Source organism: Mycetocola manganoxydans, assembly GCF_003667545.1.
GTDB lineage: Bacteria > Actinomycetota > Actinomycetes > Actinomycetales > Microbacteriaceae > Mycetocola_A > Mycetocola_A manganoxydans.
In genome coordinates this window covers 243831-260713 of record NZ_RCUV01000005.1, presented here as the reverse complement: position 1 = coordinate 260713, position 16883 = coordinate 243831, and the positions used below count along the sequence as shown (strand labels likewise).

The 16883-nt window shown below is 66.5% G+C and carries 17 protein-coding genes; 16 read left to right on the top strand and 1 reads right to left on the bottom strand.

Features of this window, described 5'->3' with window-relative positions; all coding sequences use genetic code 11:
* Nucleotides 1-45: 45 nt before the first annotated feature.
* The 6 genes from aroC (at nt 46) to nusB (ending at nt 4362) form a co-directional block, all read left to right on the top strand.
* On the top strand, nt 46-1257 hold the full coding sequence (gene aroC / locus D9V29_RS05195; protein WP_121672254.1) for a chorismate synthase: 1212 nt from the start codon (nt 46-48) through the stop codon (nt 1255-1257).
* Nucleotides 1254-1766, top strand: a complete 513-nt coding sequence (locus tag D9V29_RS05190) for a shikimate kinase (protein WP_229790347.1) — start codon at nt 1254-1256, stop codon at nt 1764-1766. Before aroC ends, D9V29_RS05190 begins: the two co-directional genes overlap by 4 nt.
* Nucleotides 1763-2839, top strand: a complete 1077-nt coding sequence (aroB, locus tag D9V29_RS05185; RefSeq protein WP_121672253.1) for a 3-dehydroquinate synthase — start codon at nt 1763-1765, stop codon at nt 2837-2839. The genes D9V29_RS05190 and aroB overlap by 4 nt, the downstream gene beginning before the upstream one ends.
* Nucleotides 2836-3279: a type II 3-dehydroquinate dehydratase gene (locus tag D9V29_RS05180; RefSeq protein ID WP_121672252.1), complete on the top strand. Its 444-nt coding sequence runs from the start codon at nt 2836-2838 to the stop codon at nt 3277-3279. The genes aroB and D9V29_RS05180 overlap by 4 nt, the downstream gene beginning before the upstream one ends.
* A 106-nt stretch (nt 3280-3385) precedes the next feature.
* Nucleotides 3386-3949, top strand: coding sequence for an elongation factor P (efp, locus tag D9V29_RS05175; RefSeq protein WP_121672251.1), 564 nt, complete (start codon nt 3386-3388; stop codon nt 3947-3949).
* Nucleotides 3949-4362, top strand: a complete 414-nt coding sequence (nusB, locus tag D9V29_RS05170; RefSeq protein WP_121672250.1) for a transcription antitermination factor NusB — start codon at nt 3949-3951, stop codon at nt 4360-4362. Before efp ends, nusB begins: the two co-directional genes overlap by 1 nt.
* A gap of 25 nt (nt 4363-4387) precedes the next feature.
* Here nusB and D9V29_RS05165 read toward each other — a convergent pair whose 3' ends face one another.
* On the bottom strand, nt 4388-5542 hold the full coding sequence (locus tag D9V29_RS05165; RefSeq protein WP_229790348.1) for an FAD-dependent oxidoreductase: 1155 nt from the start codon (nt 5540-5542) through the stop codon (nt 4388-4390).
* Nucleotides 5543-5663: 121 nt separating this feature from the next.
* Between D9V29_RS05165 and pyrR the strand changes: the two genes are divergently transcribed.
* The 10 genes from pyrR to coaBC all read left to right on the top strand — a co-directional run bounded on the left by pyrR (nt 5664) and on the right by coaBC (nt 16793).
* A complete protein-coding gene (gene pyrR, locus D9V29_RS05160; protein WP_121672248.1) occupies nt 5664-6203 on the top strand; it encodes a bifunctional pyr operon transcriptional regulator/uracil phosphoribosyltransferase PyrR in 540 nt (179 codons plus the stop codon).
* Entirely contained in the window at nt 6203-7150 is a 948-nt protein-coding gene (locus tag D9V29_RS05155) for an aspartate carbamoyltransferase catalytic subunit (protein WP_121672247.1), read from the top strand. Before pyrR ends, D9V29_RS05155 begins: the two co-directional genes overlap by 1 nt.
* A gap of 3 nt (nt 7151-7153) precedes the next feature.
* Entirely contained in the window at nt 7154-8491 is a 1338-nt protein-coding gene (locus D9V29_RS05150) for a dihydroorotase (protein ID WP_121672246.1), read from the top strand.
* Entirely contained in the window at nt 8484-9014 is a 531-nt protein-coding gene (locus D9V29_RS05145) for a PH-like domain-containing protein (protein WP_121672245.1), read from the top strand. Before D9V29_RS05150 ends, D9V29_RS05145 begins: the two co-directional genes overlap by 8 nt.
* Nucleotides 9014-10183 carry a glutamine-hydrolyzing carbamoyl-phosphate synthase small subunit gene (gene carA, locus D9V29_RS05140; protein WP_121672244.1) on the top strand — a complete coding sequence of 390 codons (1170 nt, stop codon included), beginning with the start codon at nt 9014-9016 and terminating at the stop codon, nt 10181-10183. Before D9V29_RS05145 ends, carA begins: the two co-directional genes overlap by 1 nt.
* Nucleotides 10183-13476 carry a carbamoyl-phosphate synthase large subunit gene (gene carB / locus D9V29_RS05135; protein WP_121672243.1) on the top strand — a complete coding sequence of 1098 codons (3294 nt, stop codon included), beginning with the start codon at nt 10183-10185 and terminating at the stop codon, nt 13474-13476. Before carA ends, carB begins: the two co-directional genes overlap by 1 nt.
* Complete coding sequence (gene pyrF, locus D9V29_RS05130; protein WP_121672242.1) at nt 13473-14315, top strand: orotidine-5'-phosphate decarboxylase; 843 nt, start codon at nt 13473-13475, stop codon at nt 14313-14315. The genes carB and pyrF overlap by 4 nt, the downstream gene beginning before the upstream one ends.
* Nucleotides 14308-15237, top strand: a complete 930-nt coding sequence (gmk, locus tag D9V29_RS05125; protein WP_229790349.1) for a guanylate kinase — start codon at nt 14308-14310, stop codon at nt 15235-15237. The genes pyrF and gmk overlap by 8 nt, the downstream gene beginning before the upstream one ends.
* 62 nt (nt 15238-15299) lie before the next feature.
* Nucleotides 15300-15557: a DNA-directed RNA polymerase subunit omega gene (gene rpoZ, locus D9V29_RS05120; protein ID WP_090712805.1), complete on the top strand. Its 258-nt coding sequence runs from the start codon at nt 15300-15302 to the stop codon at nt 15555-15557.
* Nucleotides 15558-15572: 15 nt separating this feature from the next.
* Nucleotides 15573-16793, top strand: a complete 1221-nt coding sequence (gene coaBC, locus D9V29_RS05115) for a bifunctional phosphopantothenoylcysteine decarboxylase/phosphopantothenate--cysteine ligase CoaBC (protein WP_229790350.1) — start codon at nt 15573-15575, stop codon at nt 16791-16793.
* The last annotated feature ends 90 nt before the right edge of the window (nt 16794-16883 follow it).

Here is a 16883-nt window from a genome sequence, read left to right as displayed (position 1 = left end):
CACCGGTCGTCCGAGCGGGGCCGGGGGCTGTGGAAGGATAGAGCCATGCTTCGTTGGCTCACTGCCGGAGAGTCTCACGGCCCGGAACTCATTGCAATCGTCGAGGGTCTTCCCGCCGGCGTCCCCGTCTCTCTCGACGCCATTCGCGCCGACCTCGCCCGCCGGAAGCTCGGCTATGGCCGCGGCTCACGCATGAAGTTCGAGCAGGACGAGCTGAACATCTCCGGCGGCGTACGCCACGGTTACAGCCTCGGAAGCCCGGTCGCCGTTCGCATCGGGAACACCGAGTGGCCGAAGTGGGTCGAGGTGATGAACCCGGAACCCGTCGAGGAAACCGAGAAGTCACGCGGCCGCAGCGCCCCGCTGACCCGACCCCGGCCAGGACACGCCGACCTCGTCGGGATGCAGAAGTACAACTTCGATGAGGCACGGCCCATCCTCGAACGGGCAAGCGCCCGCGAGACCGCCGCGCGGGTGGCGCTCGGCGCCGTCGCGCGGGGATTCCTCGCCGAACTCGGCATCACCCTCGTCAGCCACACCCTCTCCATCGGACCCATCAGGGTTCCGGAGGACGCCGCACTCCCCACCCCGGCAGACGTCGACGTCCTGGATACCGACCCGTTGCGTTGCTTCGACCCGGCCACGTCTGAACGCATGGTCGCCGAGGTCGACGCTGCCAAGAAGGACGGTGACACGCTCGGGGGCATCGTCGAGGTCCTCGCCTACGGCCTGCCGCCCGGGCTCGGTTCCCACGTGCACTGGGACCGTCGCCTCGACGGCCAGCTCGCCCAGGCGCTCATGGGTATCCAGGCCATCAAGGGTGTCGAAGTCGGTGACGGATTCCTCACCACGACCCGCCGCGGGTCGGCCGCCCACGACGAACTCTTCGCCATCAACGACGAGATCGTCCGCTCGAGCGACAAAGCAGGAGGCACCGAGGGCGGCATGAGCACCGGGACGGTCCTGAGGGTCCGCGCAGGCATGAAGCCGATCGCCACGGTTCCCCACTCCCTGCGAACGATCGACGTCACGACGGGTGAAGCCGCCGGTGCCCACCATCAGCGTTCAGACGTCTGCGCCGTTCCGGCCGCGGGAGTCGTCGCAGAAGCGATGGTCGCCCTCGTGCTCGCCAACAGCGTGCTGGAGAAGTTCGGCGGAGACTCGATCGATGAGACCCGGCGCAACCTGCAGTCGTACCTCGCCGCCATTCCGGCCGGGCTGCGAACCGCAACCGAATCGACGTCGCAATTCTCGTGAGCGCTCCCTCGGTGCCGCTTCCCCTCGTCCTGATCGGGCCGATGGGGGCAGGCAAAACCAAGATCGGTCGCCGGGTCGCGCGATCGCTTGCGGTTCCATTCGTCGACACCGACAAACGGATCGTCGCCGAATACGGGCCCATCACCGGCATTTTCGCCGAGCAGGGTGAACCGGCATTCCGTCGGCTCGAGCGTGACGCCGTGCAGGCTGCCCTCGCCGAGGACGCCGTGGTCTCGCTCGGAGGAGGCGCCGTACTTCACCCGGACACCCAGCGCGATCTCGCAGACCGAACCGTCGTCCTGCTGACCGTCACCGCAGCAGCGGTCGCCGCCCGGATTCGCACTGACAAACGCCCGCTGCTCGCCAACGGAACGGGCGACTGGCAGCGCATCTACGACGACCGCCGCCCGATCTACGAACGCCTGGCGACCGTCAGCTTCGACACATCGAGCGAACCCATCGAACGCATCGCCGAACGAATCGCCGACTGGGCGAGAGGACACTCATGACCGAGATCACGACCGTCCGGGTCACCGGAACCGACGCATACGACATCGAGATCGGCCGTGGCATCCTCGACCGGTTGCCCGCGATGCTCGGCGACAACGTCGCGAAGATCCTGCTCGTGCACCCGCCGACGTTGGCCGAGAAGGCAGAACGGCTGCGGGAGAGCCTCGCCGGCCGGTACCAGGTGCTCCTCGCCGAGATCCCCGACGCCGAGACAGGCAAAAGGGTCGAGGTCGCCGCGTTCTGCTGGCAGATCATGGGCCAGGCCGATTTCACCCGGACGGATGCCGTGATCGGCTTCGGTGGGGGAGCGACGACCGACGTCGCCGGTTTCGTCGCGGCGACGTGGTTGCGCGGTGTCCGCCTCGTCCAGGTCCCGACCTCCGTCGCCGGGATGGTCGACGCGGCCGTCGGAGGCAAGACCGGCATCAACACCAACGAGGGCAAGAACCTCGTCGGCGCGTTCTACGCTCCCGCCGGAGTCCTCGTCGACCTCGAGCTGCTCGACTCGCTGCCGAGGAACGAGATCCTCGCCGGATTCGCGGAGATCGTGAAGTGCGGATTCATCGCCGAACCCGAGATCCTCGACATCATCGAAGCCGATGTCGACGCGGTGACGAACCCGGCAACCGACGCGTTCCGCCGGGTGGTCGAACTGTCCATCGCCCTGAAGGCCCGGGTGGTCAGCGAAGATTTCAAGGAGGGCGGACTCCGCGAGATCCTCAACTACGGACACACCCTCGGTCACGCGATCGAGCATGCGGAACGCTACCAGTGGCGCCACGGTGCCGCCGTCGCGGTCGGGATGATGTTCGCCGCGGAACTGTCGCGACTGGCCGGGCGGCTCCCGGACGACGTCGCCGACCGGCACCGGAGCATCCTCGATTCGCTCGACCTGCCCACCGAATACCCGGTTGGCCGCTGGAACACCCTGCTCGCAACGATGCAGCGCGACAAGAAGGCGCGGGCCGGAATGCTGCGCTTCATCGTTCTCGACGACATCGCCAAGCCGACGGTCCTCGCCGGCCCCGAAACCGCGCTGTTGTTCGCGGCATACCAGGAGATCGGCTCATGACCTCGGCATCGGTTCTCGTCCTCAACGGCCCCAACCTCGGCAGACTGGGTTCTCGTGAGCCGGACGTGTACGGGAGCGGCACCCTCGACGATCTCCGCAGCATTCTCGAGGCGGACGCTCCCGACGGTACGACGATCGACCTGCGCCAGACCAACGACGAAGCCGAACTGATCTCCTGGCTCTACGAGGCGGTGGATTCCGGCACACCGGTGATCCTCAATCCAGCGGCGTTCACCCACTACAGCTATGCACTGAGGGATGCCGCAGCGCTCGTTCCGAAGGCCGGCCTCGCGCTCGTCGAAGTGCACATCTCGAATCCTCACGCGCGCGAGGCGTTCCGGCACACGAGCGTCATCTCCGGCGTCGCAACCGGAGTCATCGCCGGCTTCGGATTCGATTCCTACCGGCTCGCTCTGACGGCGATCACCCGCCTCGACTGACCTCCGGGGCAGCCGCGCCTTTGGTGAGCGCCGGTGCGGCAGGTAAACTCTCTCCGATGGCCCCGTCGGGCCAACCCTCTTCCCACTGAAATGGAACCCCCTCTTCATGGCATCTACCGCCGACATCCGCAACGGAATCGTCCTCAACATCGACGGCCAGCTCTGGAACGTCATCGAATTCCAGCACGTCAAGCCGGGCAAGGGCGGCGCGTTCGTTCGCACCAAACTGAAGAACGTCGTCTCTGGCAAGACCGTCGACCGCACCTACAACGCGGGCACGAAGATCGACATCGAGAACGTCGACCGCCGCGACTTCACCTACCTCTACAACGACGGTGACTCGTACGTCTTCATGGACGTCGCCGACTACGACCAGCTCACCGTCCCAGGCACCATCGTCGGCGACGCGGCGAACTTCATGCTCGAGAACCAGGCCGTCACGATCGCGCTCAACAACGGCAACCCGCTCTACGTCGAACTTCCGGCATCCGTCGTCCTCGAGATCACGTACACCGAGCCCGGCCTCCAGGGAGACCGCTCGACCGGCGGAACCAAGCCCGCGACCGTCGAGACCGGCTACGAGATCCAGGTTCCGCTGTTCCTCGAACAGGGCACCAAGGTCAAGGTCGACACCCGCACCGGTGACTACATGGGCCGCGTCAACGACTAGTGAGCGCCCGCAGCAAAGCCCGTAAACGGGCTCTCGACATCCTCTATGGTGCCGACCTCCGCGACCTTTCCCTGCGCGACGCCCTGACGGTCGAAGCCCAGCGCGCATCGAGCGAACCGCAGCGCGAGGCATCCTGGCTCTACGCCCGCGACATCGTCGACGGCATCATCGACAACGCCGAAGAGATCGACGAGCAGATCGAGACCTATGCGCAGGGCTGGACCCTCGCGCGGATGCCTGCCGTCGATCGGGCGATTCTCCGGATCGGCGTCTGGGAGGTCCTGTTCAACGACGAGATCCCCGCGGCCGTCGCCATCGACGAAGCGGTTGAATCAGCCAAGACGCTGTCGACCGATGACTCGGCCGGCTTCGTCAACGGACTCCTCGGAAAGATCGCTCAGGCTAACGGCTGACGAGCTGTCGACCGCACGACGCCCGCTAACGCACCCCCGTGCCGGCGGGCGTTTTTGCGTCCGCGGCATCAAGCAGCCGGATGATCCCCGAAACCGCCGCACGCCCCGCCCGGTTCGCTCCGATCGTCGACGACGACGGACCGTACCCGACGAGGTGCACGCGCGGTTCTGCGGCGACAGCGGTGCCGTCCATGACGATGCCGCCCCCGGGGGAGCGCACATGCAGCGGAGCGAGGTGGTCGAGCGCCGCGCGAAACCCGGTCGCCCAGAGGATCACGTCGGCGGCCTGGAATCCGCCGTCGGCCAGTCGCACCCCGGTCGGCTCGATCGCCGTGAACATCGGATGCCGCTCCAGCACGCCGCGATCCGCCGCGGCACGGAGCGCCGGCGTCCAGATCAACCCCGTGACGGAGACGACGCTGGCGGGCGGCAGGCCCTTCCGCACCCTCTCCTCGACGAGCGCCACCGCGGCGGACCCCGCCGCCGCATCGAACTCGGCATCCCGCCAGACCGGTTCGCGCCGGGTGAACCACGTCGTCGTGGTTTCGCGGGAGATCTCATCGAGCAGTTGGACGGCGGAGATTCCGCCACCGACGACGACGACGTGTTCGCCCCGAAACTCCCCAGCCGAGACGTAGTCGGCGACGTGCAGCTGTCTGCCGGTGAACGCCGACTGCCCGGGATACAGCGGCCAGAACGGTCGGGTCCAGGTGCCCGTGGCGTTGACGACAGCACGGGTGGACCAGCTTCCGGCGTCCGATTCCACCAGCAGTCGCCCAGCCGGGTTCGCGTCTTCCCGGGAAACGGTCCTGACCCGCACGGGCCGGACGATGGCGAAACCGAGGTCCCGCTCGTACGCGCCGAAGTACCCGGTGAGGAACTCGGAGCTCGGCTGAGCCGGGTCCACGTCCGGCTTGGGGATGCCGGGCAGGTCGCTGATCCCGTTCACCGTCGACATCACGAGGCTCTTCCAGCGATGCCGCCAGGCCCCTCCGGGTCCGTCCTCGGCATCGAGGACGACGTAGCTGGGCGCATCCGTTCGTGATGCACCAGCGGGCACGAAACCCCTGCGCTGCAGGTGATAGGCGGTGGACAGTCCGGCCTGGCCGGCACCGATCACGACGACATCGACCGTGACAGGAGAGGGCGTGAGGGTCGAGGCAGGGGAGTCCGGGGTCACATCGCACTGTAACGCGGTGAGCGCCGAAGTCCTTCCCGCGGGTCGACGACCCGCCGGCTGGTAGGCTCGAACAAATCGACAACCTTTAACGCCGTCCAGAGAGACGGAGAAGGGAGTCAGCATGAGTGCGCGAGTCGTACTTCAGCAGGCTGATATCACCAGGGCTCTGACTCGCATCTCACACGAGATCATCGAATCCAACCGAGGTGCAGAGAACCTCGTTCTCCTGGGTATCCCCACTCGCGGCGTGATCCTCGCCGACCGGATCGCCGCCATCATCTCCGGCATCACGGAGACCCCGATCGAAGCGGGATCGCTCGACGTGACGATGTACCGCGATGATCTCGCGAAGCATCCGACCCGCACTCCGTCCCCGACGCGGATTCCCGCCTCAGGGGTCGACGGGAAGACGGTCGTACTCGTCGACGACGTGCTGTACTCGGGTCGAACCATCCGCGCCGCCCTCGACGCCATCGGTGACTTCGGTCGGCCGCGGGCCGTCCGGCTCGCAGCTCTCGTCGACCGCGGCCACCGGGAACTTCCCATCCGCCCGGACTTCGTCGGCAAGAATCTTCCCAGCGCGCAGACCGAGCGCATCAACGTGCGGCTGGCGGAGCTCGACGGCGCCGACCTCGTCTCGATCGATTCGGCGGCCGGCTGATGCGTCACCTGCTTTCCACCCGCGACCTCGGCAGGGAGGGGGCCATCCGGCTCCTCGACGTCGCCGAAGACATGGCAGACACGCAGCAGCGCGAAGTCAAGAAACTCCCGACGCTGCGGGGCAAGACGGTCGTCAACCTGTTCTTCGAGGACTCCACCCGCACGCGGATCTCGTTCGAGGCGGCAGCGAAGCGGCTCTCCGCCGATGTCATCAACTTCAGCGCGAAAGGGTCAAGCGTCTCCAAGGGCGAAAGCCTCAAGGACACGGCCCAGACTCTCCAGGCGATGGGAGCGGATGCGGTCGTCATCCGCCACCCCGCATCCGGAGCTCCGCAGACCCTCGCGACGAGCGGCTGGATCGACGCCGGAATCCTCAACGCGGGCGACGGGACCCACGAGCATCCGACGCAGGCCCTCCTCGACGCCTTCACGATCCGCAAGCGCGTGCACGGTGACGCGTCCCGCGGCCGAGGCCTCGACGGCCTGTCGGTCACCATCGTCGGAGACATCCTGCACTCGCGGGTCGCCCGCTCGAACGTGTGGCTCCTCACCACACTCGGAGCGACGGTCACCCTCGTCGCCCCGCCGACCCTCGTCCCTGTCGACACGCGCCTGTGGCCGGTAACCGTCGGGTATGACCTCGACGAGGCCATCACGGCGGGACCCGACGTGGTCATGATGCTCCGCATCCAGGCAGAACGGATGCATGACGCCTTCTTCCCGAACACCCGGGAGTACGCGAGACGGTGGGGACTCGGCGACGGGCGACTCGCACGTCTGGAGCCGACTACCATTGTTATGCACCCCGGGCCCATGAACCGGGGCCTCGAAATATCCGCTGCTGCCGCAGACTCGCCCATGTCAACCGTGCGCGAACAGGTCACCAACGGTGTTTCCGTGCGGATGGCCGCACTGTACCTGCTGCTTTCCGGCGATCGGGAGAACTGAGAAATGTCCACGACAACGTACCTGATTTCAGGCGCCGCGCTTCCCGACGGGAGCCGAACGGACATCCTGCTGAAGGACGGTCTCATCGCCGAACTCGGCACAGGACTGTCCGCTGCGGGTGCCGAGCGAATCGACGCGAACGGCCTCGTTGCACTTCCCGGCCTCGTCGACCTGCACACCCACCTCCGTGAACCCGGCTACGAGCAGAGCGAAACCGTGCTCAGCGGAACGCGGGCAGCCGCCGCCGGCGGCTTCACCGCCGTGTTCGCCATGGCGAACACCTCCCCGGTTGCCGACACCGCAGGCGTCGTCGAACAGGTTCTCTCGCTCGGTGAACAATCGGGCTACGCCACCGTTCAACCGATCGGAGCCGTCACCGTCGGACTCGGCGGCGAACGTCTCGCCGAACTCGGCGCCATGGCCGCCTCCCGAGCCCGCGTCCGGGTCTTCTCCGACGACGGCTCGTGCGTCTGGGACCCGGTGCTCATGCGCCGTGCCCTCGAATACGTGAAGTCGTTCGACGGCGTCATCGCGCAGCACGCACAGGAGCCCAGGCTCACCGTCGGCGCCCAGATGAACGAGGGCGCTGTTTCGGGAGAACTCGGACTCACCGGGTGGCCCGCCGTCGCCGAAGAATCGATCATCGCGCGCGACGTTCTTCTCGCCGAGCACGTCGGCAGCAGACTGCACATCTGTCACGTCTCGACCGCAGGCTCCGTCGACGTCCTGCGCTGGGCGAAGGCCCGTGGCATCCGCGTCACCGCCGAGGTCACCCCGCACCATCTGCTGCTCGACGAGGAACTGGTCCGCAGCTTCGACGCCAGGTACAAAGTCAACCCGCCGCTCCGTCGTCGGGAGGACGTTCTCGCCCTGCGCGAGGCCCTCGCGGACGGAACCATCGACATCGTCGCCACCGACCACGCTCCGCATCCGGTCGAGAGCAAGGATTGCGAGTGGGATGCGGCAGCGAACGGCATGGTCGGCCTCGAGTCTGCGCTCAGCGTCGTCCACGCCTCCGTCGTCGAAACCGATCAGCTCGGCTGGGCCGATGTCGCGCGCGTCTTGTCGAGTGCACCGGCAGCGATCGGCCGGATCTCAAGCCACGGCCAGGGGATCGTCGCCGGCGCCAGCGCTCAGGTGACCCTCTACGACCCGAACGCGAGCCGCGATTTCAGCACGGCGGATCTTGCCGGTCAGGGTGTCAATTCTCCCTACATCGGCCGCACCCTTCCCGGCCGGGTTCTCGCCACCTTCCACAATGGCGCGGCAACTGTCCTCGACGGGATGCTCCGCCCCTCAGACGAGGTCGGGGCAGCGTCGCAGAAGGCAGCGCATGTCTGATCGGCTCGTCCCCACGGTGGTCGTCCTGACGATCCTCGTCGTCGCGCTCCTCGGGATGTGGATCGCCTGGCGTGCCCGCTCGAGACGGGACGCAGGTGTCGCCGGCTCCCCGCTTCCCGCCGAAGGAATCCATCCCACCCTCACGACGGGTGTTCTGTACGTGGCGACAACGCGCGCCGGACAGCCACTCGAACGGCTCGCGATCCGCGGCCTCGGATTCCGCGCCAACGCCGACCTGACCGTCGCCGAGGAAGGCGTTGTCCTGGCGATCCCCGCCCAGGACCCCGTTTTCCTCCCGGCCGCGAGCCTGCGGTCAGCATCGACGGCGACCTGGACCATCGATCGCGTCGTCGAATCCGACGGCCTCATCGCCCTGCAGTGGCGTTGGGGCGACATCGACGTCGACAGTTACTTCCGCGTCATCGACCCCACCCGGAACCGGTCGGTCCTCTCGGCCCTGACCTCCCTGACAGCCCCGGCTCCGGCCGGGCACTCCGACTCCACCACTGAGAGTGAGAAATAATGAGCAGCTCGACGTTTGGCGATGCAACCCCAGCGGTCCTCGTCCTCGAGGACGGAAGCCGTTACCGGGGCCGCGCATACGGCGCCGCCGGCAGGACCCTCGGCGAGGCTGTGTTCTCCACCGGCATGACCGGATACCAGGAGACCCTCACCGACCCGTCCTACGCCGGTCAGATCGTCTTGATGACCGCCCCGCACATCGGCAACACCGGCGTCAACGCCGATGACATGGAGTCGAAGAAGATCTGGGTCGCCGGATTCGTGGTGCGCGACCCCTCCCGCGTGGTTTCGAACTTCCGCGCCGAGGACAGTCTCGACAACGACCTCACCACCAACGGAATCGTCGGGATCAGCAACATCGACACGCGCGCCGTCACGCGGCACATCCGCTCGAAGGGCGCCATGCGAGCCGGCATCTTCTCCGGTGAATACGTCGACCTTTCCGATGGCGAGCAGCTGGATCAGGTCCGTCAGGGTCAGGGGATGGCGGGCAGGAACCTCTCCCACGACGTCTCGACGATCGACCCGTACGAGGTCCCCGCCCAGGGTGAGCGGATCGGCCGCGTGGCCGTGCTCGACCTCGGCATCAAGACCTCGACAGTGAAGTACCTGTCCGAGCGTGGTTTCGACGTCCTCGTTCTGCCGCAGAACGTCACGGCGGAACACGTACTCTCACTCAACCCGGACGCCCTGTTCTTCTCGAACGGACCCGGCGACCCCGCTGCATCCGACGCTCACGTCACCCTGCTCCGCGAGGCCCTCCGGGCCGACCTGCCGTACTTCGGGATCTGCTTCGGAAACCAGCTTCTCGGCCGCGCACTCGGCTTCGGAACATACAAGCTGCCGTTCGGCCACCGCGGCATCAACCAACCCGTCCTCGAGAAGGCGACAGGGCGGGTGGAGATCACCTCCCAGAACCACGGCTTCGCCGTCGACCTGCCGATCGAGGGCGAGCACGACTCGCCCGAGGGATTCGGCCGTGTCACCGTCAGCCACTACAGCCTCAACGACCAGGTCGTCGAAGGCCTCGCCTGCCTCGACATCCCGGCATTCAGCGTGCAGTACCACCCGGAGTCGGCCGCAGGCCCGAACGACGCCAACCACCTCTTCGATCGCTTCCGCGACCTGGTGATCTCGAACAAGGCCAACCGAGCAGGAGACAACAACTAATGCCCAAGCGCGACGACATTTCCAGTGTCCTTGTCATCGGCTCAGGCCCGATCGTCATCGGCCAGGCGGCCGAATTCGACTACTCGGGCACGCAGGCCTGCCGCGTCCTCCGCGAAGAGGGCGTCCGCGTCATCCTCGTGAACTCGAACCCGGCGACGATCATGACCGATCCCGATTTCGCCGATGCCACCTACATCGAACCGATCACCTGGGAGGTCCTCGAGACGATCATCGCGAAGGAGAAACCGGATGCCATTCTGCCGACCCTGGGCGGGCAGACGGCCCTCAACGCAGCGATCGAGCTGCATGAGCACGGCATCCTCGAAAAGTACGGCGTCGAACTGATCGGCGCGAACTTCGAGGCCATCAACAAGGGCGAAGACCGCCAGATCTTCAAGGAACTCGTGCTCGAATGCGGCGCAGACGTGGCGAAGTCGTTCATCGCCCACACCGTCGACGAGGCCATCGACTTCGCTGAGCAGCTCGGCTACCCGCTCGTCATCCGGCCGTCCTTCACCATGGGCGGTCTCGGCTCCGGTTTTGCATACACGCGCGAAGAACTCATCCGTATGGTCACCGATGGTCTGCACCAGAGCCCGACGACCGAGGTCCTTCTCGAGGAGTCGATCACCGGCTGGAAGGAATACGAGCTCGAACTCATGCGCGACACCGCTGACAACACGGTCGTCGTCTGCTCGATCGAAAACGTCGACCCGGTCGGCGTGCACACGGGCGACTCCATCACTGTCGCGCCCGCACTCACACTCACGGACCGCGAATACCAGAAGCTCCGCGACATCGGAATCGACATCATCCGCGCCGTCGGCGTCGACACCGGCGGCTGCAACATCCAGTTCGCCATCGACCCGGCGAACGGCCGCATCATCGTCATCGAGATGAACCCGCGGGTGTCTCGTTCGAGCGCGCTCGCGTCGAAGGCGACCGGATTCCCGATCGCGAAGATCGCCGCGAAGCTCGCTATCGGTTACCACCTCGACGAGATCCCCAACGACATCACCAAGGTGACGCCGGCAAGCTTCGAGCCGACGCTGGACTACGTCGTCGTCAAGGTTCCCCGGTTCGCTTTCGAGAAGTTCCCTGCGGCGGATGCCACACTCACGACGACCATGAAATCGGTCGGCGAGGCGATGGCCATCGGCCGTAACTTCTCGACCGCTCTCCAGAAAGCGCTGCGGTCGCTCGAGAAGCGGGGATCGAGCTTCCACTGGGGCGAAGAGACCCGTTCGGTCGACGAGCTCCTCGAAATCGCCGCGGTTCCCACCGACGGGCGCATCGTTGTCGTCCAGCAGGCGCTGCGTCTCGGCGCGACCCCTGAGCAGCTGTTCGCCGCCACGAAGATCGATCCCTGGTTCCTCGACCAGATCGTGCTCATCAACGACGTCGCGGAATACATCCGCACCGCCGACCGCCTCGACACCGACGTCCTCACGACGGCGAAGGACCACGGTTTCTCCGACGTCCAGATCGGTCAGCTGCGCGGCTTCGGCGAGGCCGAAGTCCGCGAAGTCCGCCACATCCTCGATGTGCGTCCTGTCTTCAAGACCGTCGACACCTGCGCGGGCGAGTTCCCCGCGCTCACTCCGTACCACTACTCGAGCTACGACGAGGAGACCGAGGTCGTTCCGTCCGATCGCCGCAAGGTCGTCATCCTGGGGTCAGGCCCGAACCGGATCGGTCAGGGAATCGAGTTCGACTACTCGTGCGTCCACGCATCGTTCGCCCTCCGCGACGCCGGGTTCGAGACGATCATGATCAACTGCAACCCGGAGACGGTCTCGACCGACTACGACACGAGCGACCGGCTGTACTTCGAGCCGCTGACGCTCGAGGACGTTCTCGAGATCATCCACGCGGAAAGCCAGGCGGGCGAACTCGTCGGCGTCGTCGTCCAGCTCGGCGGCCAGACCGCCCTCGGGCTCGCCGCCGGCCTCAAGGCCGCCGGAATTCCCATTCTCGGAACCAGTCCCGAGGCGATCAACCTCGCCGAGGAGCGCGGGGAGTTCTCACAGATCCTCGACAATGCCGGTCTCCTCGCGCCGAAGAACGGCACGGCGACCGAGGTCACGGGTGCCGTCACGATCGCCGAGGACATCGGCTACCCGGTCCTCGTCCGCCCGAGCTTCGTGCTCGGCGGCCGCGGAATGGAGATCGTCTACGACAGCGCATCGCTCAGGGACTACTTCGACCGGATGGCAGGACAGGGCATCATCGGCCCCCAGCATCCGCTTCTCGTCGACCGGTTCCTCGACGACGCGATCGAGATCGACGTCGACGCGCTCTACGACGGCACCGAGCTCTACATCGGCGGCGTGATGGAGCACATCGAAGAGGCCGGCATCCACTCCGGCGACTCGAGCTGTACCCTCCCGCCCATCTCGCTCGGCCGCGCCCAGATCGACCGGGTCCGTGAGGCGACGCTCGCCATCGCACAGGGCATCGGCGTACAGGGGCTCCTCAACGTCCAGTTCGCGATCGGCGCAGGCATCCTGTACGTGCTCGAGGCGAACCCGCGGGCGTCACGCACCGTTCCCTTCGTGTCGAAGGCGCTCGGAATCCCGCTCGCGAAGGCCGCGGCGCTCGTCATGACGGGCTCCACCCTCGCGGAGCTCAAGGATTCCGGACTGCTCCCGCCGGTCGACGGATCACGCGTGCCGATGGACTCACCGGTCTCCGTCAAGGAAGCCGTGCTGCCGTTCAAGCGGTTCCGCACCAAGGACGGCCGGATCGTCGACTCGATCCTCGGCCCCGAAATGCGTTCCACCGGAGAAGTGATGGGAATCGACCATGACTTCCCCCGCGCCTTCGCGAAAAGCCAGACCGCCGCATACGGAGGCATCCCGCAGACCGGGACCGTGTTCGTTTCGGTCTCCGACCGTGACAAGCGGTCGATCGTGTTGCCGATCCTGCGTTTCCAGGAGCTCGGGTACGACATCCTCGCGACGGAAGGCACCGCCGAGATCCTCAACCGGAACGGGATCTCCGCCCGCACGGTCCGCAAGTTCAGCGAGGGCAACGAGTCAGAACTCGGCGAGCCGTCGATCGTCGAACTGATCAACCGTCACGAGGTCGACATCGTCATCAACACGCCATCGGGGCGTTCTGGCCGGGCCGACGGGTACGAGATCCGAGCGGCAGCCGTCGCCGAAGACAAACCGCTGTTCACGACGATCGCCGAGCTCACGGCCGCCGTGGCCTCGATCGAGGCCGTCCGCAACGGGTTCACCGTTCGCTCACTCCAGGAGTACGCCGGAGACCGGGCGCTGCGGGCATGACCGCCAGCTTCGCCGACCGTCTGGCCGGGGTCTTCGCTGGCCCCGGCCGGCTGTGCGTCGGCATCGACCCCCACTCGTGGCTGCTGAGCGAGTGGGGGCTCGACGACACCGCCGCCGGCACCCGCGAGTTCGGTCTCCGCGTCGTCGACGCTGCGGCAGGACAGGCAGGGATCGTCAAACCACAGGTCGCGTTCTTCGAACGCTTCGGATCCCGCGGATTCGAGGCGCTTGAAACAGTGATCCGTTCCGCCCGCGATGCGGGAATCCTCGTCATCGCCGACGCGAAGCGGGGAGACGTCGGCTCGAGCGTCGACGCGTACGGCGAGACGTGGCTCGCGGAGGGCTCACCACTCGAATCCGATGCCGTCACCCTCAATCCGTTCCAGGGCGTCGGAGCCCTGAGCGGACCGATGGAACTCGCTCACCGCACCGGGAAAGGAATCTTCGTCCTTGCTGCCACATCCAATCCTGAAGGTGTCGCCGGTCAGCAGGCAAAATTGGCCTCCGGCGCGACCCTCTCGCGGAGTATTCTCGACGACGTGACCACGTGGAACAAAGCGCACGCGGACGGCCCGCTCGGGAGCGTCGGTGTCGTTCTCGGGGCCACGCTCGACCTCGACGGATTCGGGCTCGGTCCCGTCCCCGTTCCCGCGCCTCCGGTCCTTGCACCCGGTTTCGGCCACCAGGGAGCGTCCATCGACGACCTCGCTCGAATCTACGGGGATCTCGCCGACGGCGTCATCGTCTCCGAATCGCGTGCGATCCTCGCCACAGGGCCGGACGGCATCCGCCAGGCCATCACCGCCCGAGCAGAAGAAGTGAGACGGGCCAGTGCCTGAACCAACCGACCGCACACCCCCAGAGGTCGACCGCGTCGCCGCATCCCGTGCCGCCGTCGAAGCCCGCCGCGCACGAGCAGCGCTGAAGAACGCCATCGCCGCCGGAGAAGCGACAGCGCTGTCCGTTCTCGATGACGGACTCGACCACCCCGACGGCGTCGCAGGCAGGATGCGGGTCACCGATTTCCTGCTCAGCGTGCCGGCGATCGGGCGAACCAAGCTCACCCGGATCCTCGAAGACCTCGGCATTTCTCCGGCGAAGCGCATCGGAGGACTCGGCCACAACCAGCGTGTGCGGCTGCGGAGCTTCATCATCGAGCGAGAGGCACGCAACCGAGGCAGGCGCAAGAGCAGGCTCGTTGTGCTTGCCGGTCCCACGGCCGTCGGCAAGGGGACCGTCGCCACCTACATCCGGGAGAACTACCCGGACGTTCTGCTCTCGGTTTCCGCAACCACCCGTCGGCCGCGACCGGGTGAAGTCGAAGGTGTGAACTATTTCTTCGTCGACGACGCCGAATTCGACCGGCTCGTCGATGCGAACGAACTGCTCGAGTACGCCACCGTTCATAACGCCTACCGTTACGGAACGCCGCGCAAACCGATCGACGAGGCCCTCCGTCGTGGACACAGCGTTCTTCTCGAGATCGACATCCAGGGCGCCCGCCAGGTGCGTCAGGTCATGCCCGAGGCGACTCTCGTGTTCCTGCTGCCGCCGACCTGGGACGAACTCGTCCGCCGGCTCGTCGGGCGGGGGACCGAAGACGAGGAGGAGCGCGAGCGGCGCCTGCGCACCGCAAAGCTCGAATTGGCGGCCCAGAATGAGTTCGATTACCGGGTCGTTAACGGCTCCGTGGCTGAAGCAGCCCGGGAGGTCGTAGACTTGATGCAGACTCGTGGCCCGTCCGACGCCGTTCCGGTGTAACCAGCGGCCGCAAACAGACCTCTATTCTCCAATCCGCAACACACGAGGAGTGTGACTTCAGTATGGCTGAGAAGCCCAAGGGAATCATTGACCCGCCCATCGACGACCTGCTTTCCAAGGTCGACTCCAAGTACGCCCTGGTGATCTTCGCCTCCAAGCGCGCGCGCCAGATCAACGACTACTACTCCGATCTGCACGAGGGAAGCCTCTTCGACAACGTGGGCCCGCTGGTCGACTCTCACGTCGAGGACAAGCCGCTCTCCGTCGCACTCCACGAAATCAACGAGGACAAGCTCGTCCTGCGTCCCATCGTCGAGTAACACAGCACCTCCCCGATGACAGGTTCTCTGAATGTCGTTGTCGGCATAACGGGTGGCATCGCCGCGTACAAAGCGGTCGGTGTCATCCGTTCTTTCGTTCTCGCGGGGCATTCCGTGCAGGTGGTCGCCACCGCCGGCGCCCTGAAGTTCGTCGGCCGGCCCACCCTCGAAGCGATCTCACGCAACCCGGTACACACCGAACTGTATGAAGGTGTCGCCGAAGTCCGCCACGTCGCCATCGGTCAGGCCGCCGACCTCATCGTCATCGCACCGGCGACCGCGAACACGATCGCCAAAATAGCCGGTGGCCTCGCAGACGACCTGCTGGGCAACACCGTCCTCGCCAGCACAGCGCCCGTCGTCATCGCCCCGGCGATGCACACCGAGATGTGGCAGAACCCGGCGACCCAGGCCAACATCGCCACCCTGGTCTCCCGGGGCGTCACCGTTGTCGGGCCTGCGAGCGGTCAGCTCACCGGAGCGGATTCCGGCCCCGGCAGGATGGAAGAGCCGGATGCCATCGCGCACGCAGCGCTTGCCGCCCACGCCGCCGCCTCAACGCCAGGCGACCTGTCCGGCACCCGCATCGTGATCACCGCTGGCGGCACGCGCGAACCGCTCGATCCCGTCCGGTTCATCGGCAACCGCTCGAGCGGCAAACAGGGAGTCGCCCTCGCGACCGCCGCGCTTCGACGCGGTGCAACCGTGACTCTCATCGCCTCCCATCTCGACGTCCCCGTTCCCGCCGGTCTCACCGTCGTCGACGCGCCCAGCGCGGCGGAACTGCACGACGCCGTGACGGATGCCGCTGAGGAGGCCGACGTCGTCATCATGGCGGCTGCGGTCTCCGACTATCGGCCAGCCGAGGTGCAGGACGCGAAGATCAAGAAGGAAGACGTGGGCGATGAGCTCACCCTCCGCCTCGTCAAGAATCCCGACATCCTCGCCGGCCTGGCGGCAGCGGCCAGGGACGGACAGGTCATCGTCGGCTTCGCCGCCGAGACCGCGAGAAGTGACGACGATCTCCTGTCGATCGGCCGGGCGAAGCTCGAACGCAAGGGCTGCGACTTCCTCGTGGTCAATCGCGTGGGCTGGACGGAGGGCTTCGCGCTCGACACGAACAGTGTGCTCGTGCTCGAACGCGGCGGAAACGTGACGGCCGAAGCATCCGGCACCAAGTTCGCCGTCGCCGATCGCATCCTCGATGCTGTCACTGCGCCTGCGCGCGCTTCGTGACCGAACCGGGCCGGACGGCCCGGAGATATAGTGAACACGGCTCCCGCGCCGTCTCCTGTCGGTGGTGACACCGATACTTGACCACGGGCG